This is a genomic window from Sphingomonas sp. 8AM (assembly GCF_902506455.1).
Taxonomy (GTDB): Bacteria; Pseudomonadota; Alphaproteobacteria; order Sphingomonadales; family Sphingomonadaceae; genus Sphingomonas.
Genome location: NZ_LR733844.1, coordinates 3,594,788 through 3,614,851 on the forward strand (window position 1 = coordinate 3,594,788; position 20,064 = coordinate 3,614,851).

At 67.2% G+C, this 20,064-nt stretch carries 24 protein-coding genes; 9 read left to right on the top strand and 15 right to left on the bottom strand.

Annotation, left to right across the window (positions count from 1 at the left end; genetic code table 11):
* Positions 1 to 35: 35 nt before the first annotated feature.
* Entirely contained in the window at positions 36 to 1,421 is a 1,386-nt protein-coding gene (locus BACI71_RS16830; protein ID WP_159760550.1) for a helix-turn-helix domain-containing protein, read from the top strand.
* 89 nt (positions 1,422 to 1,510) lie between these two features.
* Here BACI71_RS16830 and BACI71_RS16835 read toward each other — a convergent pair whose 3' ends face one another.
* A complete protein-coding gene (locus tag BACI71_RS16835) occupies positions 1,511 to 2,470 on the bottom strand; it encodes an NAD(P)H-dependent flavin oxidoreductase (RefSeq protein ID WP_159760552.1) in 960 nt (319 codons plus the stop codon).
* A gap of 175 nt (positions 2,471 to 2,645) precedes the next feature.
* Positions 2,646 to 3,170 (bottom strand): gamma carbonic anhydrase family protein, encoded by a 525-nt coding sequence (locus tag BACI71_RS16840; RefSeq protein WP_159760554.1) that lies wholly within the window; start codon positions 3,168 to 3,170, stop codon positions 2,646 to 2,648.
* 82 nt (positions 3,171 to 3,252) lie between these two features.
* Here BACI71_RS16840 and BACI71_RS16845 point away from each other — a divergent pair, with 82 nt between their 5' ends.
* On the top strand, positions 3,253 to 3,426 hold the full coding sequence (locus BACI71_RS16845) for a hypothetical protein (protein ID WP_159760556.1): 174 nt from the start codon (positions 3,253 to 3,255) through the stop codon (positions 3,424 to 3,426).
* Between the two features lie 4 nt (positions 3,427 to 3,430).
* Here BACI71_RS16845 and BACI71_RS16850 read toward each other — a convergent pair whose 3' ends face one another.
* Entirely contained in the window at positions 3,431 to 4,726 is a 1,296-nt protein-coding gene (locus BACI71_RS16850; RefSeq protein WP_159760558.1) for an MFS transporter, read from the bottom strand.
* 128 nt (positions 4,727 to 4,854) lie between these two features.
* Here BACI71_RS16850 and pgsA point away from each other — a divergent pair, with 128 nt between their 5' ends.
* The 3 genes from pgsA (at position 4,855) to BACI71_RS16865 (ending at position 6,210) form a co-directional block, all read left to right on the top strand.
* Entirely contained in the window at positions 4,855 to 5,421 is a 567-nt protein-coding gene (gene pgsA, locus BACI71_RS16855) for a CDP-diacylglycerol--glycerol-3-phosphate 3-phosphatidyltransferase (RefSeq protein WP_028965618.1), read from the top strand.
* A 103-nt stretch (positions 5,422 to 5,524) separates the two neighbouring features.
* The gene (moaD, locus tag BACI71_RS16860) at positions 5,525 to 5,782 is read left to right on the top strand and encodes a molybdopterin converting factor subunit 1 (RefSeq protein ID WP_159760560.1); all 258 of its coding nucleotides are present in this window, start codon (positions 5,525 to 5,527) and stop codon (positions 5,780 to 5,782) included.
* Positions 5,779 to 6,210: a molybdenum cofactor biosynthesis protein MoaE gene (locus BACI71_RS16865; RefSeq protein ID WP_159760562.1), complete on the top strand. Its 432-nt coding sequence runs from the start codon at positions 5,779 to 5,781 to the stop codon at positions 6,208 to 6,210. The genes moaD and BACI71_RS16865 overlap by 4 nt, the downstream gene beginning before the upstream one ends.
* Here BACI71_RS16865 and BACI71_RS16870 read toward each other — a convergent pair whose 3' ends face one another.
* Entirely contained in the window at positions 6,211 to 6,885 is a 675-nt protein-coding gene (locus BACI71_RS16870; RefSeq protein WP_159760564.1) for an energy transducer TonB, read from the bottom strand. It lies immediately after the preceding gene.
* A gap of 270 nt (positions 6,886 to 7,155) precedes the next feature.
* The gene (locus BACI71_RS16875; RefSeq protein ID WP_159760566.1) at positions 7,156 to 8,058 is read right to left on the bottom strand and encodes a hydrogen peroxide-inducible genes activator; all 903 of its coding nucleotides are present in this window, start codon (positions 8,056 to 8,058) and stop codon (positions 7,156 to 7,158) included.
* Positions 8,059 to 8,211: 153 nt separating this feature from the next.
* On the opposite strand from BACI71_RS16875, the gene BACI71_RS16880 reads away from it, so the two are divergent.
* Both BACI71_RS16880 and BACI71_RS16885 read left to right on the top strand, forming a co-directional pair.
* Complete coding sequence (locus tag BACI71_RS16880; protein ID WP_159760568.1) at positions 8,212 to 8,757, top strand: peroxiredoxin; 546 nt, start codon at positions 8,212 to 8,214, stop codon at positions 8,755 to 8,757.
* Between the two features lie 169 nt (positions 8,758 to 8,926).
* On the top strand, positions 8,927 to 9,448 hold the full coding sequence (locus tag BACI71_RS16885) for a carboxymuconolactone decarboxylase family protein (RefSeq protein ID WP_159760570.1): 522 nt from the start codon (positions 8,927 to 8,929) through the stop codon (positions 9,446 to 9,448).
* Between the two features lie 104 nt (positions 9,449 to 9,552).
* Here the strand turns inward: BACI71_RS16885 and BACI71_RS16890 are convergent, their stop codons facing one another.
* Complete coding sequence (locus tag BACI71_RS16890; RefSeq protein ID WP_159760572.1) at positions 9,553 to 10,323, bottom strand: sulfite exporter TauE/SafE family protein; 771 nt, start codon at positions 10,321 to 10,323, stop codon at positions 9,553 to 9,555.
* Positions 10,324 to 10,478: 155 nt separating this feature from the next.
* On the opposite strand from BACI71_RS16890, the gene epsC reads away from it, so the two are divergent.
* Positions 10,479 to 11,171, top strand: a complete 693-nt coding sequence (epsC, locus tag BACI71_RS16895) for a serine O-acetyltransferase EpsC (protein ID WP_159760574.1) — start codon at positions 10,479 to 10,481, stop codon at positions 11,169 to 11,171.
* Positions 11,171 to 11,515 (top strand): DUF2794 domain-containing protein, encoded by a 345-nt coding sequence (locus tag BACI71_RS16900; protein WP_159760576.1) that lies wholly within the window; start codon positions 11,171 to 11,173, stop codon positions 11,513 to 11,515. The genes epsC and BACI71_RS16900 overlap by 1 nt, the downstream gene beginning before the upstream one ends.
* 21 nt (positions 11,516 to 11,536) lie before the next feature.
* Here BACI71_RS16900 and BACI71_RS16905 read toward each other — a convergent pair whose 3' ends face one another.
* The 9 genes from BACI71_RS16905 to BACI71_RS16945 all read right to left on the bottom strand — a co-directional run bounded on the left by BACI71_RS16905 (position 11,537) and on the right by BACI71_RS16945 (position 20,062).
* Positions 11,537 to 12,562 (bottom strand): hypothetical protein, encoded by a 1,026-nt coding sequence (locus tag BACI71_RS16905; RefSeq protein WP_159760578.1) that lies wholly within the window; start codon positions 12,560 to 12,562, stop codon positions 11,537 to 11,539.
* A 48-nt stretch (positions 12,563 to 12,610) separates the two neighbouring features.
* Positions 12,611 to 13,510: an SDR family NAD(P)-dependent oxidoreductase gene (locus BACI71_RS16910; protein WP_159760580.1), complete on the bottom strand. Its 900-nt coding sequence runs from the start codon at positions 13,508 to 13,510 to the stop codon at positions 12,611 to 12,613.
* A gap of 86 nt (positions 13,511 to 13,596) precedes the next feature.
* Positions 13,597 to 14,097, bottom strand: a complete 501-nt coding sequence (locus tag BACI71_RS16915) for a hypothetical protein (RefSeq protein WP_159760582.1) — start codon at positions 14,095 to 14,097, stop codon at positions 13,597 to 13,599.
* A gap of 109 nt (positions 14,098 to 14,206) precedes the next feature.
* Complete coding sequence (gene phoB / locus BACI71_RS16920; RefSeq protein WP_022686745.1) at positions 14,207 to 14,899, bottom strand: phosphate regulon transcriptional regulator PhoB; 693 nt, start codon at positions 14,897 to 14,899, stop codon at positions 14,207 to 14,209.
* Positions 14,899 to 15,585 carry a phosphate signaling complex protein PhoU gene (gene phoU, locus BACI71_RS16925; protein WP_159760584.1) on the bottom strand — a complete coding sequence of 229 codons (687 nt, stop codon included), beginning with the start codon at positions 15,583 to 15,585 and terminating at the stop codon, positions 14,899 to 14,901. Before phoU ends, phoB begins: the two co-directional genes overlap by 1 nt.
* A gap of 11 nt (positions 15,586 to 15,596) precedes the next feature.
* Positions 15,597 to 16,364: a phosphate ABC transporter ATP-binding protein PstB gene (pstB, locus tag BACI71_RS16930; RefSeq protein ID WP_159760586.1), complete on the bottom strand. Its 768-nt coding sequence runs from the start codon at positions 16,362 to 16,364 to the stop codon at positions 15,597 to 15,599.
* Positions 16,361 to 17,629, bottom strand: coding sequence for a phosphate ABC transporter permease PstA (gene pstA / locus BACI71_RS16935; RefSeq protein ID WP_236553038.1), 1,269 nt, complete (start codon positions 17,627 to 17,629; stop codon positions 16,361 to 16,363). The genes pstB and pstA overlap by 4 nt, the downstream gene beginning before the upstream one ends.
* Positions 17,622 to 18,998 (bottom strand): phosphate ABC transporter permease subunit PstC, encoded by a 1,377-nt coding sequence (pstC, locus tag BACI71_RS16940; protein WP_159760588.1) that lies wholly within the window; start codon positions 18,996 to 18,998, stop codon positions 17,622 to 17,624. The genes pstA and pstC overlap by 8 nt, the downstream gene beginning before the upstream one ends.
* Positions 18,998 to 20,062: a substrate-binding domain-containing protein gene (locus BACI71_RS16945; protein WP_159760590.1), complete on the bottom strand. Its 1,065-nt coding sequence runs from the start codon at positions 20,060 to 20,062 to the stop codon at positions 18,998 to 19,000. Before BACI71_RS16945 ends, pstC begins: the two co-directional genes overlap by 1 nt.
* Positions 20,063 to 20,064: the final 2 nt, after the last annotated feature.

The window sequence follows — 20,064 nt, forward strand, 5'->3', positions numbered from 1 at the left end:
TTCCGTCATATTGTAAACAATTTACAGGAGGGCGGGTGAGCCGGGACAAGCTGCTGGCGGGGCATGCGGTACGCCGGCTGCGGCGGCGTCACGGACTGACGCAGGCGGCGATGGCCGAGATGCTCGCCATCTCCGCCAGCTATCTCAACCTCATCGAGCGCAACCAGCGGGCGGTGCCCGCGGGGTTGCTGGTGGCGCTCGCCGACCGCTTTGACTTCGATCCGCGTGAGCTTGTCGCGGGCGAGCCGGGCGGGGGAGCGGAGGCGATCCGGCGGCGGCTCGCCGATCCGCTGTTCGCCGATCTCGAAGTCGATCGCCGCGAGGTCGAGGAGTGGCTGGCCGCGGCACCGGGTGGTGCGGAAGCGTTCGCCCGCGCTTTCGACCGTGGGCAGGGTGGCGCTGGCGCCCCGGTACCCGATGACCCGGCACCCACGGTCCGGCGCGAAATCGAGCGTTGGCGCAACCACTTTCCCGATCTCGATGCTGCTGCCGAGACGCTCGCGGGCGAGCTGCGGCTGGTCGGCGCGGATCTGTATGGCGCGCTCGTCGAGCGGCTGCGCGTCCGCCACGGGCTCGCGATCCGCATCCTGCCGGTCGAGGCGCTGCCTGATCATCTCGTCCGGGTCGATCTTCATGCGCGGCAGCTGCAACTCGCCGAGCGGCTTGCGCCATGGTCGCGAACCTTTGCGCTGGCGGTGCAGTGCGGGCTTATCGAGGCACGGGCGGAGATCGATGCGCTGGTGCGCGGCGCTTCGCTCGATCGGGTGGCGGAGCGCTTGTTCCGGCGGCATCTGTCCAGCTACTTCGCGGCGGCGGTGATGATGCCGTACGCTCGGTTTGTCCGTGCGTGCGAGGCGAGCGGCTACGACCTGGAGCTGTTGCAGCGGCGCTTCGGTGCCGGGCCGGAGCAGGTGGCGCACCGATTGACGACCTTGCAGCGCGTGGGGGCACGCGGATTGCCGTTCTTCCTGCTGCGCGTCGACCGTGCCGGGCAGGTGTCGAAACGGCTTGCGGGCGCCAGCAACACGCAGCTGCTGGCCGGCGACACGCGCTGTCCGTTGTGGCGGGTCCACCATGCATTCGATCGGCCGGGGAGCGTCGTGCCGCAACTGCTGGAGCTGGAGGATGGCGCGCGCTGGTTCACGCTGGCGATGGCGGTGAACGGCGCGGCGGTGGGGGCGGGGGCGAACCGGGTCGAGAGCGCGTTCGCGATCGCACTGGGCGTGCCGGCGGAGGTGACGGCGGGGCTTGCTGCCGCGCGCGGGCTGGACCTGAATGGCGCGGCGACCCCGGTCGGGACGGGATGCCGCGTGTGCCACCGGGTGGCGTGCCCGCAGCGTTCAGCGCCTCCAGCCGGGCGCGCGTTGCTCATCAACGATCGCGAGCGGGCGATGACGGGGTGGACGTTCGCGGGGGACTGAGAGGGAACACCGTCTGGTTCCACGATTTGTCTGGTGACGTGCGGTCCGCGGGCTCCCGCCTCACGCTCGCGATGGAGAGTGCAGGGACATCAGGATCGGCCCAGCAACCGCTCGCGCGCGACACGGTATTCGGCGCTCAACTGCGCGACTCGTTCGGCGGCAGGGACGATCGTCTCGATCGCGCCGATTCCCTGGCCGGACCCCCAGATATCGCGCCATGCCTTGGTCGCGCCGCCCGATGCGAAGCTCATCGTCTTCAAATCGCCCTGCGGCAGATGGTCGGGATCGAGCCCGGCGGCGACGATCGAGCCGCGCAGGTAATTGCCGTGAACGCCGGTGAACAGGTCCGAATAGACGATGTCCGCGGCGCGTCCGTCGACGATCGCCTGCTTGTAGCGCGCGTCGGCGTTCGCCTCTTCGGTGGCGATGAAGGCGGAGCCGATGTAGGCGAAGTCCGCGCCCATCGCCTGCGCTGCCAGCACCGCATCGCCGGTGGCGATCGCGCCCGACAGCGCGAGCGGGCCGTCGAACCAGCTGCGGATTTCCTGCACCAGCGCGAACGGGGACAGGCGACCGGCATGGCCGCCCGCGCCCGCCGCAACCGCGATCAGCCCGTCGGCGCCCTTTTCGATCGCCTTGCGCGCGAAGCGATCGTCGATGACGTCGTGAAGCGTGATCCCGCCCCACGCGTGCACCGCCTGATTGAGTTCCTCGCGCGCGCCGAGCGAGGTGATCGTGATCGGCACCTTCCACTTGGCGCAGACCGCGAGATCGGCCTCCAGCCGGTCGTTGGACTTGTGGACGATCTGGTTGACCGCGAACGGTGCGGCGGGCGCATCGGGGTGCGCGCGGTCGTGTGCGGCGAGTTCCTCGGTGATGCGGTGCAGCCACTCGTCGAGCATTGCGGCGGGGCGCGCGTTGAGCGCCGGGAACGAGCCGACGATCCCCGCCTTGCACTGCGCGATCACCAAATCCGGGTTGGAAATGATGAACAGCGGCGACCCGATGACGGGAAGACGCAGGCGCGACAGGAGCGGGGGGATCGACATGGCGGCGACTATGTGGGGCCGGCAGGGGTGTGGCAAGATTGACGCCACGTCACGCAAGGGAGGTTTTTTCTTCGTCATTCCCGCGGAGGCGGGAAACCAGAACCTCTTACGTTGCGGCTCTTGCGAAGACCTGCGCGTCTGGATTCCCGCCTGCGCGGGAATGACGTAGGGCGTGTTATTCCACCCGTTCCAGCCCCTCGGCTGCGGCTCGCGCGTTGGCGACGTAATGCGCCGCCGACATCCTGAGCCCCGCGACGGTTGCATCATCCAGCTCGCGCACCGCGCGCGCCGGGCTGCCGACGATCAGCGAGCGGGGCGGGAAGACCTTGCCTTCGGTGACCAGCGCGCCGGCGCCGACGATACAATCCGCCCCGATGACGGCGCGGTTGAGAACGATGGCCCCCATGCCGATCAGCACGCGGTCGCCGATCGTGCAGCCGTGGAGCACCGCATGATGGCCGATCGTGCATTGGGTGCCGATCGTCAGCGGCGTGCCGGGGTCGGAATGGAGCATCGCGCCTTCCTGCACGTTGCTGCGCGCGCCAATCGTGATCGTGGTGTTGTCACCGCGGATCACCGCGCCGAACCACACGCCGACCTCGTCGCCAAGCACGACGTCGCCGATAACGTCGGCGCTAGGGGCGACCCATGCGGAGGGCGCGCGGGTCGGGCGCTGACCCTTGAAGGCGTAGAGCGGCATCGCTTCTCTCCCTGCTGTCCCGCCGCGACACAGGCGCGCGTACGGTCGATGGTAGCCGAAATCGTAAACAGCGCGTTAAGACATGGCTATGCAACGCCGACTGGTCCTGACGAACGAGGGTGCGGGACACCCATTCCGCCGCACCCTGCCGCCGCCCCCCGCCATGCCATCGGCGCAGGCAGGCGACAATGACGTGCGATTGTTCGTACTCAGCTTCGCCGCCTTCTTCATCAGCTTTTCGACGATGATCTTCTGACAGGTCAGTCGCAGGCGCGGTGAAGCCGCTGCGCGATCAAGGCGGAGATCACACACATGCCGACGACCACCAGCAACAGCTGGAAAGGTGTAACGCCCAGCGCGGTGATTCCCGCCACCGCGATCGAGCCGAAGGTCATTGCCCCGGCGTTGACGACATTGTTCGCGGCGACCGTGCGGGCGGTATGGTCCTTGGTCACGGTGGTGGTCAGGAACGCGTAGAGCGGCACGACGAACATCCCGCCGAAGATCGCAACGCCCAGCAACGCGAGCAGCACCGGCACCGCATGCGGCTGTCGAATGAACGAGGCCATGTCGAAGAAGTGGCCGGCAGGCGCGGGGGTCCACAGCCCGACCACCCACCAGAAAGCGAGCACCGCCAGCCCCATCGCAATCACCGACACGGGCGAGAAGCGCGCCGAGATCTGACCGCGCAGCATCAGGTTGATGACCACCGACCCGATCGCGACCCCGATCGAAAAGACCGCGAGCACGAGGCTGGCGACGCTGGCATCAGCAGTTAGCACATTCTTCACCAGTGGCGGGAAGACGATGATGAGCACCGATCCGATCGTCCAGAAGAAGCTGATCGCGCAGATCGCGAGGAACAACCGCGGGATGTGCATCGTCTCCGCGATCAGCCGCCACGAAGCGCGGATCGGGTTATAGTCGAGCACCAGCTTCGGCCCGAGCCGCGGCGCGGGCGGGACCGCGCGGGCGGTGAGCCAGCCGAGCAGCGCGACCGCGAGCGTCAGCAGGGTGACGAGCAAAGGCGACTTGTAGACGAAGCCGGCGAGGATCGTGCCGAGCAGGATCGACAGATACGTTCCCGCCTCGACCAGCCCGGTGCCGCCGAGCACGTCCTCCTCCTCCAGATGCTGCGGCAGGATCGCATATTTGATCGGTCCGAAGAACGTTGAATGGACCCCGAGCCCGGTGACCGCGGCGAGCATCAGCACCAGCGGCAGCGTCACCGCGCCGGTGCGCGCGAGCATCAGCCCGGCACCGCCCACGGTCATGATCGCGATCTCGACCGTCTTCACCAGCCGGATGATCCGCGCCTTGTCGGTCGAATCGGCGAGTTGCCCGGACAATGCGGACAGCACGAAGAACGGCAGGATGAACAGCGCCGCGGTCAGCGCGTTGAAAAAGCTCTCCTGCGTTTCATCGGCAAAGATCTCGTAGGTGGCGAACAGCACCATCGAGGTCTTGAACAGATTGTCGTTGAAGGCGCCGAGAAACTGGGTGGTGAACAGCGGCAGGAAGCGCCGCTGCTTGAGAAGCCCGAGGGCATTGATCATGACGCGGGACCGGGCCCCCGGATAGTTGGCAATTCGCCGAGCCATAGCGGCTGGGCCGCTGCGATCCAACGGCGATTTTCGCTCGACAGGCGCTTGCGCTGCCCGCGTCGCGGGTCCACGTCGCACCCATGCTGTCCCTGCCCAACATCCTGACGCTGTCGCGGATCGTCGCGGTGCCGCTGCTGGTGGCGTTCCTCTGGTGGCCGAGCTGGCGGTTCGGGTTCGGGGTCGCGTTCGGCCTGTACTGCCTAATGGGGATCACCGATTATTTCGACGGCTACCTTGCGCGTGCGCAAGGGACGGTGTCGAAGCTGGGCGTCTTCCTCGATCCGATCGCCGACAAGATCATGGTCGCGGCGGTGATCCTGATGCTGGTCGGCACGCGGCACGACGATGTGGCGGCGATCACGGGTGTGCATATCATCGCCGCGCTGGTGATCCTGTTGCGCGAGATCGCGGTCAGTGGGTTGCGCGAGTTTCTGGCCGGGTTGCAGGTGTCGTTGCCGGTGTCGCGGCTGGCGAAGTGGAAGACGACGTTGCAACTCGTCTCGCTGGGTGGGCTGATCCTGTCGGGGGCGCTGCCGGGCGAGGCGTGGATCAAGGTCGCCAGCCTCGCCAGCCTGTGGGGCGCGGCGGCGCTGACGATCGTGACCGGCTGGGATTACCTGCGGGTCGGCTTGAAGCATATGGATTGAGGGGGCGGGAACCCTTCGCCGTTCGTCCTGGAGGACCCGTGCTTCGAGACGGCATGTCGCCTTCGCTCAATGCCTCCTCAGCACGAACGGGGCCGTGTCAGGAATGCGTATGAAACTGCTGTATTTCGCCTGGGTGCGTGAACGGATCGGTGTGGCCGAGGAAGACGTCATTCCGCCCGCTGACGTCGACACGGTCGCCGATCTGGTCGCATGGCTCGCGCCGCGCAGTCCGGGCCATGCCGCCGCCTTTGCCGATCCGGCGCGGCTGCGCGCGGCGGTCGATCAGGCGTTCGTGCCCCTCGACACGTCGATCGCGGGCGCGCGCGAAGTCGCGATCTTCCCGCCGGTGACGGGCGGATGATCCGCGTCATCGTTGCGCGCGACCCGATCGATATCGCCGACGAGTTCGCGCGGCTGGAGCAGGGCGGGGCAGTCGCGACCTTTACCGGGCTGGTGCGCGCCGACGACGGTGTCGCGACGCTGGAGCTGGAGCATTATCCCGGCGCGACCGAGGCGGCGCTGACGCGGCTGGCGGAGGATGCGACCGCACGCTGGTCGCTGACCGCCGCGACGATCGTCCACCGCGTCGGGCCGATGGCGCCGGGTGAGCGGATCGTGTTCGTCGGCACCTGTTCCGCGCATCGCGCCGCCGCGCTCGACGCCTGTGCGTATCTGATCGATCGGCTCAAGACCGATGCGCCGTTCTGGAAGCGCGAGACGGTCGGTGGTGCGTCGCGCTGGGTGGAAACGCGCGCCGCCGACGATGATGCGGCGGCGCGCTGGTCCTGATTACCGCGGCAGCTGCCACCGGATGCGATCGGTGAAGGTGCCGGCGATCGCCGTACCCGCATCGTCGCGCGCCGGGGTGAAGCGCGCGCGACGCTGGTAGAGGCGGCACGTCGCCTGATCGAGCGAGGCATGGCCGCTGGGTGCGGTGACCGCGCAGGATTCGACGCGGCCGTCGGCACCGATCCGCATCGAGATGCCGACGACGCCTTCTTCCTCGGCGCGCAACGCCGAGGGCGGGTAATCGTCAGTGCTGATCCAGTCGTTGCGGTTGCCGCGCGCGAGCACGCCGCTCGCCTTGCTGATCGTCGCGGGCTGCGCGGGCGGATCGACCGTGACGGTGCCGGTGCCGAACTCGACCGGCTGCATCGGGGGCGTGATGACGACCACGTTGTCGCTGTTCGCCTCGCTGGGAACGATCGGCGTGACGGTGGTGAGGGGCGGCATCGTCGTCGTCGGCTGTTGCGGCGTCACCTTCTCCAGCTTGGGCGGCATGATGTCGGGCGGCGCCGGCGTTTCGATCGGGATGTTGGTGGTGATGAACGGCGTCGACACCGTCTGCACGAAGCTGGCCGCCATGCCGCTGATGAAGACATAGCCGATCAGGCCGTGGATCGCGGCCACGCCCGCGATCGTGGTGAACCGCCGCGAATTGTCGATCCGATTTGCATAAGCCATGCGACCAACCTCCCGACCGGAGGCGCCACGACGGACGAATTGCCCGACGAACGACGAGCTCCAGATCACGATGCTGCGCCGATTGCGACTGCGCGTCAATCGCGGTGGTGGCCCGGTTTGGGCGGCAAATTTGCTGTCAGATTATGATGACATGAGGTCGAATTCCCGTTCGTCATTGCGAGCGTAGCGAAGCAATCCAGGGCGTCGCGGTCCGGCCCTGGATTGCTTCGCTACGCTCGCAATGACGGATCAAATCGACGTCGTTACGCGCTAGGCCGCCGCCTTCAACACCTCGCCGAGCAGATGGAAGTCGCGTTCGCGCGGGGAGGCGCGGCGCCAGACCAGCGCCAGCGTGCGGACCGGCGCGGCGGCGTCGAGCGGGCGCGCGACCACCCTGGTATGGTCGAGGATGCCGGCGTCGAGCGCGATTTTGGGGAGGATCGTCACGCCCAGGCCATTGTCGACCATCTGCACCATCGTGTGCAGCGAGGTGCCGAGCATCGTCGCCTCGGCGCGCAATTCGGCGCGATTGCATGCCGCCAGCGCGTGTTCCTTGAGGCAATGGCCGTCCTCGAGCAGCAAGAGCCGCGTCTCGTCGATCTCGTCGGGGCGAACCGACGAGAGTTCGGCCGGCATCTCGCCCTCCGGGAAGGCGAGGAACAGCCGATCGTCGAACAGCTTGAGCACCGTCACCTCACCGCAGGCATAGGGCAGCGCCAGCAGGACGCAATCGGTGCGGCCGTTGTGGAGCGCCTCGCACGCCGGACCGCTGGGTTCCTCGCGCAGATACAGCTTCAGGTCGGGATAGTCGCGTCGCAGGCGCGGCAGGATGCGCGGGAGCAGGAACGGCGCGATCGTCGGGATCACGCTCAGCCGCATCTCGCCCGACAAGGGGCGACCGGCGGCGCGGGCGAGATCGCCCAGTTCCTCCGCCTCGCGCAATACGACCCGCGCCTTTGTCGCGATCTGCTCGCCGAGGGGGGTGAAGCGCACCACGCGGCGGGTGCGCTCGACCAGCGTAACGCCGATCAGCGTCTCCAGTTCGCGCAAGCCTGCCGACAGGGTCGACTGGGTGACGAAACACGCTTCGGCGGCGCGGCCGAAATGGCCGTGATCCTTCAGAGCAACCAGATATTGCAATTGCTTAAGCGTCGGGAGGTAGGTTGCGGCCATTCATCGTCTCCGTCGATCACCGGGGAAGGAATAGACGATTTGCTCGATCACGCGAAGCCCCCTATATCGGTGTGGCAACGAGAGGCGGCGCAGGGACGCGGCCCCGGCAGAGAGGATGACTGGAACTCCGCATTCGTTTCACAGGAGCCAGACATGCTGACCATCGGCGACACCTTTCCCGCCATCACCGTCCCCGTCCAGCAGGGCACCAACGCGCTGCCGAACGGCGAGACGCTCGACCTGACCACTGCCTATCCGGGCAAGTGGAAGGTGCTGTTCTACTGGCCCAAGGACTTCACGTTCGTGTGCCCGACCGAGATCGTCGGCTACAGCCAGATCAAGGGCGATTTCGAGGATCGCGACGCGGTGCTGATCGGCGCCTCGACCGACACCGCGCACGTCCACCTCGCGTGGCGCAAGTCGGACCCGGATCTGGCCGCCGCCGACTTCCCGTGGCTGGCGGACAACGGCCGCACGCTGGCCGACGCGCTGGGCATCGTCGACAAGAACGAGCATGTCGCGTTCCGCGCCACGTTCATCGTCGATCCCGACAACGTCATCCAGGCGGTGCAGGTCAACGGCCTGAACGTCGGCCGCAACCCGGCCGAGACGCTGCGCGTGCTCGACGCGCTGCAGACCGACGAACTGTGCCCGTGCAACTGGAACAAGGGCGACGACGTCCTGCAGGTCGCGGCCTGATCTACTTGAGGGCGGGGCCGTTCGGTCCCGCCCTCTTCCTCTTAAAATCTGTCGCCCGCCCGTCATTGCGAGCGCAGCGAAGCACTTCCGGGCGTCACATCTCTGGGGCCGGATTGCTTCGCCGCGCTCGCAATGACGGGCCGTGGCGTCGCACGTCTGGAGACTCCACATGGCTCTCAAGGAATTCGCGGGCACGCTGCCCGATTTCGCCAAGGACATCCGCCTCAACGTCGGCTCGCTGCTGAACGAGACGGTGCTCAACGACCAGCGCAAGTACGGCACGTTGCTCGCCTGTGCGCATGGTTCGGGCTACAAGCCGCTGGTCGAGGCAACCGAGGCCGAGGTTGCGGACAAGCTGTCGCCGGAAGCTGCGACCGCGGCGCGCGCGGCGGCAGCGGTTATGGCGATGAACAACGTCTATTATCGCTTCACGCACCTCTCCAGCAACGAGGAATACGCCCGGATGCCGGCCAAGCTGCGCATGAACGTGATCGGCGCGCCCGGGATCGACAAGGTCGATTTCGAGCTGTTCAGCCTGGCGGTCAGCGCGATGAACGGATGTGGCATGTGCATCGACAGTCACGAGCAGGTGCTCAAGAAGGCGGGCGTCACCGCCGAGGTGATCCAGACCGCTGCGCGCATCGCCTCGGTGATGAAGGCGGTTGCGACGGTGCACGCTGTTAGCGCGTAATCAACTCCGTCAGCCCCGCGAAGGCGGGAACCCAGATGCGCGGGTTCTCGTGCGAGCCGCGGGGACCGGGATGACCGCTCCTTCGGGACTGACAAGAGTTGCAGCTACATCAGCACGGCGCGGACGAAGCCGTAGGTGCTGGTAATCGTCAGCACCGTGCCGACCATCACCAGCATCACCTTCATCGGAATACGCTTGGCGAAAAATGCGCCGAGCGGCGCGGCCAAGACGCCGCCGATCAGCAGCCCGACAGTCGCGGTCGCGAAATCCTTGATGCCGAGATGATAGATGAAGGTCGCCGAGACGACCGCGGTGAGGAAGAACTCGACCGCGCTGACCGTGCCGACGACCTTGCGCGGCTCGACGCCCTGCACGAGCAGGTTGGAGGTGACGATCGGCCCCCAGCCACCGCCCCCCGCCGCGTCCATGAACCCGCCGAGCAGCCCGAGCGGCTCGACCACCTTCGGCTTGCTGACCTTGGGCGGGAACATCAGCCCGCGCACCAGCAGATAGACGCCGATGATGACCAGATAGGCGAGCACGAAAGGCTTCACGACCGCGCCGTCGATATTGGTCAGGACATAGGCACCCGCCACGCCGCCGACCACGCCGGGGACCAACAACCGCAGGAACAGCCCCTTGTCGATGTTGCCGGTGATTGCGTGACTAATTCCGGAGATCGCGGTGGTGAAGGTCTCGACGATATGAACGTTTGCGGACGCGCGTGCCGGGGGTAGCCCGATCACCGCAACGAGCAACGTATTGCAGATCACCCCGAACGCCATGCCGAGCGCCCCGTCGACCAATTGCGCGCCGAATCCGACGGCGATGAACGGCCACAAGGCGGAAAAATCGAGTTGCGTCAGCGCCTGCATCCGGTCTCCCCTGCGCCATCGGACCGATCGCGCCGTGTTCTCATCGGTCATATCCGAGAAAGGCGATAGGAAAATACGGTTTCTCGCCCGATAGCGCTGCTTATGGAAACAGGCGCGACGACGCTCTATCTTGCGGGCAAAGAAAGGGGACGCGGATGTCGCGACTGACCACGTATCTGGATTCGATTCGCGCCCGCGATCCGGCGCCGCATTCGCGTCTGGAGGTACTGACTTACCCGGGGGTATGGGCGCTGGCGTGGCATCGCGTTGCGAACCGGCTGTATCGCAGCGGCTTCTACCTGCCGGCGCGGATCGTGAACCATTTCTCACGCGCGCTGACCGCGATCGACATCCATCCCGGCGCGACGATCGGGCGCAATTTCTTCATCGACCATGGCTTTGTGGTGATCGGCGAGACTGCGGAGATCGGTGACGACGTCACGATCTACCAATGCGTGACGCTTGGCGGCACCAGCCCCGACAATGGTGTCGCGGGCAAGCGCCACCCGACGATCGCCGACGGCGCGATCATCGGCTCGGGCGCGCAGGTGCTGGGGCCGATCACGGTCGGGCCGCGGGCGCGGGTCGGCGCCAACGCGGTCGTGACGCGCGACGTACCGGCGGGTGCGGTGATGGTCGGTATTCCGGCACGCCCGACGGTCGTCGAAGGCGGTGCTGCGCCCGAGCCGCGCTTCGTCCCTTACGGCACTCCGTGTCGCGAGATGTTCGATCCGGCGACGCAGAAGGTCGAGATCCTGCGCTGCGAACTGGAGGCGATGAAGAAGCGGCTCGACGCGCTGATCGAAGAGCAGGACCCTGCGATCCGACAGGAGCGTGACCGCGCCTGATGGGGATCGTCACGCCATTTCCCGCCGGTGCCGGGCATTTGCGGCAGGTGGCGTTCGACCGCGCCGAACTGATGCGGATCCTCGATCTCTACGGGCGGATGGTTGCGGCCGGGCACTGGCGCGATTACGCGCTCGATCTGGGGCGCGAGGCGGCGGTGTTCTCGGCCTTCCGCCGCGCGACCGAGCGCCCTGAATTCCGCGTCGAGAAGCGGCCGTCGTTGCGCAACCGCCAGGGAATGTGGGCGCTGGTCGGCGAAGCGGGGCAGGTGATACGGCGCGGGCATGAACTCGGCCCGGTGCTGGCGCCGGTCGAGCGACGGTTGATGAAGCTGGTCGAGGAGTGACGGCTGAACGCGCGCGGCTCGTCATCCTGCCGTTTGCGCGGGCGGCAGCCGCTCGCCCCATCGTCCCAGCCGAGCGACGACGCCCGCGCGGATTGGTTGCCAGAACGCCGACAGCGACAGCAGCGCCGATCCGATCACGAGCGAGGTAAACGCGAGCGACAATTCGGTCGAGCCGGCGGTGCGGATCAACACCGACATGGCATACAGCACATAGACGAGGCTGGAGACCAGCAGTGCACGCCGGTCGACCACGAGCGCGACCAGCGCGAAAGCGATATACAGCAGCAGCACCAGCAATGCCTTGCCCAGACCCATGTCGCCCGCGAACACGCCCATCATCTGAAACGTCGAATGCGCGATCATCGGGGCCGCGATCAGATGCAGCCAGAAGGCGACATCGGACCGGCGCGTCCGGCGAGCGCGATCCGACAGGTCCCAATGCATCGCGTAGGCGAAGACGGCAATCCCGCCCGCGAATAGTAGCGGCCATGCCAGCTGCAGCGATTCGGGCAGGATCGTCAACAGCAGGCTGACGACCACCGCTACCGCCGCCGCCGCGCCTGCCGCCGGGGTGATCGGTACCATGAAGCGCCGCCAGTGTACCCATGCCGCAAAGGCGGCCACGCCAGCCGCGACTGCGCTGATGCCGGCGACGCGTCGCTCGTCCGGCTCTGCGAAGAGCGACAGACCGAGCGACACGATCATGGCGGCGATACCGCCTACGAACGCCAGTAACAGCACGATGCTCGGCAACGCCATCCGTCGTCGCGCGGTAAAATAGGTAGCCAGCAACCACGCGACGGCTGCGACCGCACCGGCGCCAGCGGGCGCGGCGGCCTTGGCGCCGATGTTGGCGACCGCCACCAGCAGCAAGGCGATGGCGATCGTGACGAAGATGTCGTTAAAGCCGGTCAGGAAGCGGAAATCCTCTTCGTCGACCGCCGGCGTCGCGCGGAGAGCGGCGACATGGTGGCGGAAATCGCTTGCGACCTGCTCGGGCATCACCCCGGCCGCGACCGCCTGGTCGATATCGCTCTCGCTGTACATCGTCACTCCCCCGTCCGCTGGCAAGGCTATCGCGGGGTCGTGCGCGGCTCAACCGCCTTGCAAGGTCCGCGCGATCGATATGGGTTGCTCGGCGCCTGTCGACGGCACGATCTCACCGGCGCGATCGGTGATCGCTGCCCAATGGCGCGCGACGCCCTCGGGGGAGAGGTCGTCGCCGTTCAGGGCAACGCCGGGGGTGAGCGTGATGTAGCTGGCCTGCACGACGCCCGCTCCCGCACCCAGGATCTGCCCCGAAGGCGCGTCCTTGCTGACCAGATACAACGCGGCCGGGGCAACCTTTTCGGGAGCGAAGGCAGCAAAGGCGGCGTCGGGAAACAGACCCTCGGTCATGCGGGTGCCGGCGGTGGGCGCGATCGTGTTGACGCGGATGTCGTGCCGCGCGCCCTCAAGATGCAGCGTTCGCGCCAGCCCGGCGATGCCGAGTTTTGCGGCGGCGTAATTGGCTTGTCCAAAATTGCCGAACAGCCCGGAAGATGACGAGGTCATCAGTACCCGACCATAATTCTGGGCGCGAAACGTGTCCCAGCATGCCTTCGTCGCGTACGCGCTGCCAAGCAGATGGACCTGCACCACAAAGGCAAAGTCCGCCGGGTCCATTCTGGCGAAGGTCTTGTCGCGCAGCACGCCGGCATTGTTGATCAGGATGTGAACGCCGCCCCACGCCTCGGTGGCGCGCGCGACCATTTCGACCATTTGATCGTAGTCGGCGACGCTGCCGCCGTTCGCGATCGCAACGCCGCCGAACGCCCGGATTTCCTCGACGACCCCCAGTGCTGCGTCGGAGGCGCCCTGACCGCTGCGATCGCCGCCGAGATCATTGACGACGACGCGCGCGCCGCGCTTCGCGAGTTCGAGCGCATAGTGCCGACCGAGACCGCCACCCGCGCCGGTGACGATGGCGACGCGATCGTCGAACCGGATCGACATGGAAAAGGCGCTCCCTCCAGACCGGATGAAGCGCCTTCCATACCTGGTCTTCGAACGGGCGCAATGCCCGCCCGGTCGTCACATTCTTAGCGACGGCGACGCGTGGTTTTACGCGCGTCGCTGGCCTGCATGCAGCCGTCATACTGGCCCTTCTTGCAGATCGGATAGCTTTCCTTGGCGGCGGGCGCCGGGAAGGCCTGCGACGGCGAGGGGGCGGGCTGGAAGCGAACGGTCGCGCCCGGCTGCGGCGTGCCCGAAACGGCCGGTTGCGACGGCTGATAACCGCCGGCGCTCTCGGTGCCCATGCCGCCACCCGATTGCGGGGTCATCGCGCCGCCAGCCGGCGGGGTCATCGGCGCATTTGCCTCTGGCGCGGGCGCGGCGGGATCGGCCTGGGTGGTCGGTGCCGGCATCGTGCTGTCGGTCTGCGGCGCGGCGGCCGGGTCCGCGGACATGCCGGGGTCGGCAGTGGTCGCCGGTGCAGCGCCGGTGTCGGGCGCGGTCGTCGTGGTCTGCGGCGTGTCCTGTGCAATCGCCGTCGCGGGAATGGCGATCACGGCCGCTGCCGCGAGAAGAATGGCCTTCATCTTATCTTTCTCCTGCCGTGTGCGTTCGGTCAGAAACGCGTTGTTATCACGCGGTCCGGGCAACGCCCCACGGCAGAAAAAAGGTCCCTCGTTGCGAGAGCGGAAAGATTCAGTGTCCGGTGTCGAGCGCATAACCCGCTGATCTGACAGTCCGGATGATGTCCGGCCGTCCGCCTTCATTGATCGCCTTTCGCAGTCGGCGAATATGAACGTCGACGGTGCGGCTCTCGATGTCGCTGTCATGCCCCCAGACACTGTCGAGCAAGCGCTCGCGGGAGAAGACATGGCCGGGATGTTCAAGGAAGTGCTTGAGCAAACGGAATTCCGTCGGCCCGAGCGCGACGACGTCGCCGCCGCGGCGGACCTTGTGGCCGACCGTATCCATCTCGAGATCCGCATAGGTGAGCTGCTCGCCGGCCAGCGCCGGGCGCACCCGCCGCAGCACCGCGCCGACGCGCGCGACCAGTTCGCGCGGCGAGAACGGCTTGGTGACATAATCGTCGGCGCCGGTTTCGAGCCCGCGCACGCGATCCTCCTCCTCGCCGCGCGCGGTGAGCATGATGATCGGCACGTTCTGCGTCTCGGCGGCGCGGCGCAGGCGGCGGCACACCTCGATCCCCGAAATGCCCTCGACCATCCAGTCGAGCAGGACGATGTCCGGCGGCGTCTCCCGCGCAAGCAGCAACGCTTCCTCGCCGTCGATCGTGTGCTGGACGTCGAAATGCTCGCGGGTGAAATGCCACACCAGCAGCTCGGCGAGGCTGGCGTCATCCTCCACCAGCAACATGCGGGCCTTGGCCATCAATCGACTCCTCTTTCACGTTCCACGAGCCGCACCCCGGTTGCGGCGAAATAGACCATCTCGGCGACATTGGTGGCGTGGTCGCCGATCCGCTCGAGATTCTTCGCGACGAACAGCAATTGCGCGCACTCGCTGATCGTCTTCGGGTTCTCGACCATGAAGGTGACCAGGGTGCGGAAGATGCTGTCGTAGAAATCATCGAGCGCATTGTCGCGCTCGCATACCGCCAGCGCGGCGTCCGGATCGCGCGCGGCAAAAGCATTGAGCACGTCGTGCACCATCGCGGCGGCCATCCGCCCCATCGCGGGCAGGATCGACAGCGGCTCGATGCGATGCTCGCTCGCGATCCGCGGGACACGGCGCGCGATGTTCTTGGCATAATCGGCAATCCGCTCGATCACACTGGCGATCTTGAGCGCGGCGACCACCTCACGCAGGTCGTCGGCCATCGGCGCGCGCAGTGCGATGATGCGGACTGCGGTGCGCTCGACCTCTGCCTCCATCGCATCGATGCGCTTGTCATCGGCCGTGATCCGCTCGGCCAGCGCGGCGTCGCCGCGTTGTAGCGCGATCATCGCATCGGCAATCGCGCTTTCTGCCAGCCCGCCCATTTGCGAGATCAGCCCGCGCAACTGCCCGATGTCCTGATCGAAGGCCTTGACGGTATGTTCCTGTGTCTGCGGCATATCTGCGATCCTCAGCCGTACCGGCCCGTGATATAGTCTTTGGTGCGATCCTGCCGCGGGTTCGTGAAGATGTCCGACGTGTCGCCATATTCGACCAGCTGGCCGAGGTGGAAGAAGGCGGTGCGCTGGCTGACGCGTGCCGCCTGCTGCATGTTGTGGGTGACGATCACGATCGCGTAGCGGCCGCGCAGTTCGTGGATCAGCTCCTCGATCCTCGCGGTGGCGATCGGGTCGAGCGCCGAGCAGGGCTCGTCCATCAGGATCACCTCGGGATCGACCGCGATCGCGCGCGCGATGCACAGCCGCTGTTGCTGTCCGCCCGACAGCGCCGTGCCGCTTTCGGACAGGCGGTCCTTGACCTCGGCCCAGAGCCCGGCGCGGGTAAGCGAGCGTTCGACGATCTGCGCGAGATCGGACTTGGAGCGGGCGAGGCCGTGGATGCGGGGGCCGTAGGCGACGTTCTCGAAAATCGATTTCGGGAAGGGATTCGGCTTCTGGAAGACCATGCCGACACGTGCGCGGAGCTGCACGACGTCCATCGCCTTGGCATAGATATCCTCTCCATCCAGCCGGATGTCGCCCTCGACCCGCGCGCCGGGGATTGTGTCGTTCATGCGGTTGAGCGTACGCAGGAACGTCGACTTGCCGCAGCCCGACGGGCCGATAAAGGCGGTGACGTCCTCACGACGGACGTCGATCGACACGTCGCGGATCGCCTGCTTGCGCCCGTAGAAGACATTGACGCCGGTGGCGGTCATTTTCGGCGCGGCGTTGCTCATTTCCAGCGGGTCTCAAAACGATTGCGAAGATAGATGGCGAACCCGTTCATGGCGAGCAGCACGACCAGCAGCACGATGATCGCGGCGGATGTCTTCTCGACGAAGCCGGTCTGGACGTCGTCGGACCACAAGAAGATCTGCACCGGCAGCACGGTGGCGGGATCGGTCAGCCGGTCGGGGGGTGCGGCGATGAACGCGCGCATCCCGATCATCAGCAGCGGCGCGGTCTCTCCCAGCGCGCGCGCCATGCCGATGATCGTGCCCGTCAGTATGCCGGGCAGCGCGAGCGGCAGGACGTGGTGGAAGACGACCTGGATCGGCGAGGCGCCGAGCGCGCGCGCGGCATCGCGGATCGACGGCGGTACCGCGGTAATCGCATTGCGTCCGGCGATCACGATCACCGGCATCGTCATCAACGCCAACGTCAGCCCGCCGACGATCGCGCCCGAGCGCGGCATGTGGAAGGTGCCGAGGAACACGGCGAGCCCGAGCAATCCGAAGATAATCGACGGAACCGCGGCGAGATTGTTGATCGAAACCTCGATCAGGTCGGTCCAGCGGTTCCGCGGCGCATATTCCTCGAGGTACAGCGCCGAAAGCACGCCGATCGGGAAGGCGAGCCCAAGCGTGACGATCATCGTCAGCAGCGAGCCCTTGAGCGCGCCCCAAATGCCGGCGCGGGTCGGGTCGGTGGCGTCGGCGCCGGTGAAGAAGCTGATGTTGAGCCCGCGCGACAGCTGCGGATCGAGCGCGGCGACGATCGCCTCGCTCTCACGCGCGCCGTTTCCCTTGTACGCCATGTCGATCTCGGTCGCTACGGGAAGGTCGAGCGTCGTTGGCGTCAGGAGCAGCTGCGGGTCGTGCTCGATCGCGTCACGGACACGCAGCCAAGCGCCGTCCGACAGCAGCGCCGCGCCGCCCTGCGCGCCGAAGGCGGTGTCCGCCGCGGCATCGACCGCATTCTCAAGCCCGGCCCCGGCCAGTGCGAGATCGGCGGCCGACCCGCGCATCTGCGCCGGCGTGACCATGACGCGACCCCGTAGATCGAGCGGCAGCGCGATCCGCGTTTCCGTGAACCCGCCCGCACCCTGCGCGATCATCGTGGCGAGCAGGTATACCAGGAACGCGGCCGAGGCAAAGACCGCCGCCACGCCCATCAGGCGGAAGCGTCGCTCCGCGGCATAGCGGCGGCGGACGCGGCGCTGCATCGCGGGCGTTTGCCAGTCGGTCGGCTGGCGTTCGACAGGAGCGGCGCGCTTAGTCATAGGCTTCGCGGTAGCGCCGCACGACGATCAGCGCGACGACGTTGAGCAGCAGGGTGATGACGAACAGCGTCAGCCCGAGCGCGAAGGCAGCGAGCGTCTTGGCCGAGTCAAATTCGGCTTCGCCCGTGAGGAGGTCGACGATTTGCTTGGTGACCGTGGTCGTGCTCGCGAACGGGTTGAGCGTCAGCGACGCGACGCCCGAAGCGGCCATCACGACGATCATCGTTTCACCGATCGCTCGGCTGACTGCGAGCAGCACCCCGCCGACCACGCCCGGCAGCGCCGCGGGGACGAGGACGCGGCGGATCGTCTCCGAGCTGGTCGCGCCCATTGCAAGGCTGCCGTCGCGCATCGCGGCCGGAACGGCGGAGAGCGAGTCGTCGGCCATCGAGGAGACGAACGGGATGATCATTACGCCCATCACCACGCCGGCGGCGAGCGCGCTCTCGGAAGACGCCCAGCGTACGCCCAGCGCGACGCCGAGATCCCGCACCGCCGGCGCGACGGTCAGCGCGGCGAAATAACCATAGACGACGGTCGGCACACCCGCGAGGATCTCCAGCATCGGCTTCATCCAGCGCCGGGTGGTCTGGTGCGCATATTGCGTCAGGTAGATCGCGCTCATCAGCCCGAGCGGTACCGCGACCGCCATGGCGATGATCGCACCGATGAAGAACGTCCCCCAGAACAAGGGCACCGCGCCGAGTGCTGCGCCGGGATCGCGCGCGTCGATCACCTGCGGGCTCCAGTGCGTGCCGAACAGGAATTGCGTGACCGGGACGATATGGAAGAAGCGCGCGCTCTCGACCAGTAGCGAGGCGACGATTCCGATCGTGGTGAGGATCGCGATCAGCGAGGCGACGAGCAGTAATCCCATTACCACGCGCTCTACCTGCGAGCGCGCCGAAAAGGCGGGCTGGATGCGCAGGAATGTGACTGCGCCGCCAGCGAAGGCGAGCAGCAAGGCGACCGCGGTAGCGATCCAGTCGTAGCGAGACTGTGCGGTGGCGTAGGCGGGGGCAAGCCGTTCGGACATCGGGTGGAACGCGCCCCATGCGTCACCGTTCGCAAGGTTGCGCGCCTCCGCCAGGATCGCGGCCCGGTCGAGCCCTGGCGGGGGGAGCGCCGCGGCGGCCGGGGTGGCGAGAACTGCATCGGTGACCAGCGCGGGGGCGACCGAATGCCAGACCGCGAGGAACATCAGCGCAGGCAGCAGGGTCCAGATCGCGACATACCAGCCGTAATGCTGGGGCAGCGAGCTGAACCGCCGCGCGGTCGCGCTGCGGAACCGCGCGGCGCGCGCACGCGCGACGACCCAGCCGATCAGCCCGAACGCCGCGATCAGAAACAGGAGCGCAAGTACCGACATCAGCGCAGCTCGCGCGGGTCGAGCGCGGTCTCGTTCCCGACGATCGCGGCGGCGCGGCGCTGGATCGCGGGCGGCGCGGCGATCAGCCCGCGCTTCACCAACGGCCCGCCAGCGCCCCACAAGGCGGCATATTGGCGGAGGAAGGCGCGAAGACCGGGGATCGCGCGCAGATGCGCTTTCTTGACGTAGACGAACAACGGGCGCGCACCGGGGTAGGCGCCACTGGCGATCGTCGCATAGGTGGGCGCGACGCCGTTCAACGGCACGCCGCGGACCACACCGGCATTCTGCTCCAGATAGCCATAGCCGAAGATGCCGAGCGCATTCGGGTTTGACCGCAGCTTCTGAACGATCAGATTGTCATTCTCACCCGCGTCGACATAGGCGCCGTCCTCGCGCAGCCGCTGGCAGCGGGTGGCGAAGGCGTTGGGATCGCGTTCGTGCATCCCGATCGTGTCGGGCTCGACCGCTTCGCACCCTTTGGCGAGGATCAGCTCGGCGAGCGCATCGCGTGTGCCGCTGGTCGCGGGCGGGCCATAGACCTGGATCGGGATCGCGGGCAGCGCCGGGTTCACCTCGCGCCACAGCCGCGCGGTGTTGCGCCGGCCGAGCGGCGCCGCGGCGAGCGCGCGATAGATGTCGGCGGGGGTGAGCGCCATGCCAGGGCCTTGCAGCGCCTCGGCGAAGGCGATGCCATCGATGCCGATCTGCACCTCGAGGATCCGGTCGACGCCGTGACGCGCGCATTCGGCATATTCGCTGCGGCGCAGCCGGCGCGAGGCGTCGACGAGGTCAGGATGCGCGGCACCGATCCCAGCGCAGAACAGGCGGATGCCGGCGCCGGTACCGGTCGATTCGATCACCGGCGGGCGGGCGTGCGGCACGATCGCGAGGAAGCGCTCGGCGACGATGGTGGTGAACGGGTAGACGGTCGAGGAGCCCACCGCGCGGATCTGATCCCGCGCGCCCGCGCCGCTGTCGGCCGCCTGATCGACGCACGCCACCAGCCCGCACGCCAAAACGAGCGGCAGCATGGCTGCAAGCGCCTGAACGAAGCGCGACATGG

Excerpts from the sequence above, each read along its gene's own strand:
- BACI71_RS16945 (WP_159760590.1), bottom strand. The coding sequence starts at position 20,062 with ATGTCGCGCTTCGTTCAGGCGCTTGCAGCCATGCTGCCGCTCGTTTTG.
- phoU (WP_159760584.1), bottom strand. The coding sequence starts at position 15,585 with ATGCCGCAGACACAGGAACATACCGTCAAGGCCTTCGATCAGGACATC.
- BACI71_RS16835 (WP_159760552.1), bottom strand. The coding sequence starts at position 2,470 with ATGTCGATCCCCCCGCTCCTGTCGCGCCTGCGTCTTCCCGTCATCGGG.
- BACI71_RS16870 (WP_159760564.1), bottom strand. The coding sequence starts at position 6,885 with ATGGCTTATGCAAATCGGATCGACAATTCGCGGCGGTTCACCACGATC.
- pstB (WP_159760586.1), bottom strand. The coding sequence starts at position 16,364 with ATGAGCAACGCCGCGCCGAAAATGACCGCCACCGGCGTCAATGTCTTC.
- BACI71_RS16900 (WP_159760576.1), top strand. The coding sequence starts at position 11,171 with ATGGGGATCGTCACGCCATTTCCCGCCGGTGCCGGGCATTTGCGGCAG.
- BACI71_RS16840 (WP_159760554.1), bottom strand. The coding sequence starts at position 3,170 with ATGCCGCTCTACGCCTTCAAGGGTCAGCGCCCGACCCGCGCGCCCTCC.
- BACI71_RS16885 (WP_159760570.1), top strand. The coding sequence starts at position 8,927 with ATGGCTCTCAAGGAATTCGCGGGCACGCTGCCCGATTTCGCCAAGGAC.
- BACI71_RS16890 (WP_159760572.1), bottom strand. The coding sequence starts at position 10,323 with ATGCAGGCGCTGACGCAACTCGATTTTTCCGCCTTGTGGCCGTTCATC.
- pstC (WP_159760588.1), bottom strand. The coding sequence starts at position 18,998 with ATGTCGGTACTTGCGCTCCTGTTTCTGATCGCGGCGTTCGGGCTGATC.
- BACI71_RS16910 (WP_159760580.1), bottom strand. The coding sequence starts at position 13,510 with ATGTCGATCCGGTTCGACGATCGCGTCGCCATCGTCACCGGCGCGGGT.
- BACI71_RS16865 (WP_159760562.1), top strand. The coding sequence starts at position 5,779 with ATGATCCGCGTCATCGTTGCGCGCGACCCGATCGATATCGCCGACGAG.
- BACI71_RS16850 (WP_159760558.1), bottom strand. The coding sequence starts at position 4,726 with ATGATCAATGCCCTCGGGCTTCTCAAGCAGCGGCGCTTCCTGCCGCTG.
- pstA (WP_236553038.1), bottom strand. The coding sequence starts at position 17,629 with ATGACTAAGCGCGCCGCTCCTGTCGAACGCCAGCCGACCGACTGGCAA.
- BACI71_RS16845 (WP_159760556.1), top strand. The coding sequence starts at position 3,253 with ATGGCTATGCAACGCCGACTGGTCCTGACGAACGAGGGTGCGGGACAC.
- pgsA (WP_028965618.1), top strand. The coding sequence starts at position 4,855 with ATGCTGTCCCTGCCCAACATCCTGACGCTGTCGCGGATCGTCGCGGTG.
- BACI71_RS16915 (WP_159760582.1), bottom strand. The coding sequence starts at position 14,097 with ATGAAGGCCATTCTTCTCGCGGCAGCGGCCGTGATCGCCATTCCCGCG.
- phoB (WP_022686745.1), bottom strand. The coding sequence starts at position 14,899 with ATGGCCAAGGCCCGCATGTTGCTGGTGGAGGATGACGCCAGCCTCGCC.
- BACI71_RS16880 (WP_159760568.1), top strand. The coding sequence starts at position 8,212 with ATGCTGACCATCGGCGACACCTTTCCCGCCATCACCGTCCCCGTCCAG.
- moaD (WP_159760560.1), top strand. The coding sequence starts at position 5,525 with ATGCGTATGAAACTGCTGTATTTCGCCTGGGTGCGTGAACGGATCGGT.
- epsC (WP_159760574.1), top strand. The coding sequence starts at position 10,479 with ATGTCGCGACTGACCACGTATCTGGATTCGATTCGCGCCCGCGATCCG.
- BACI71_RS16875 (WP_159760566.1), bottom strand. The coding sequence starts at position 8,058 with ATGGCCGCAACCTACCTCCCGACGCTTAAGCAATTGCAATATCTGGTT.
- BACI71_RS16905 (WP_159760578.1), bottom strand. The coding sequence starts at position 12,562 with ATGTACAGCGAGAGCGATATCGACCAGGCGGTCGCGGCCGGGGTGATG.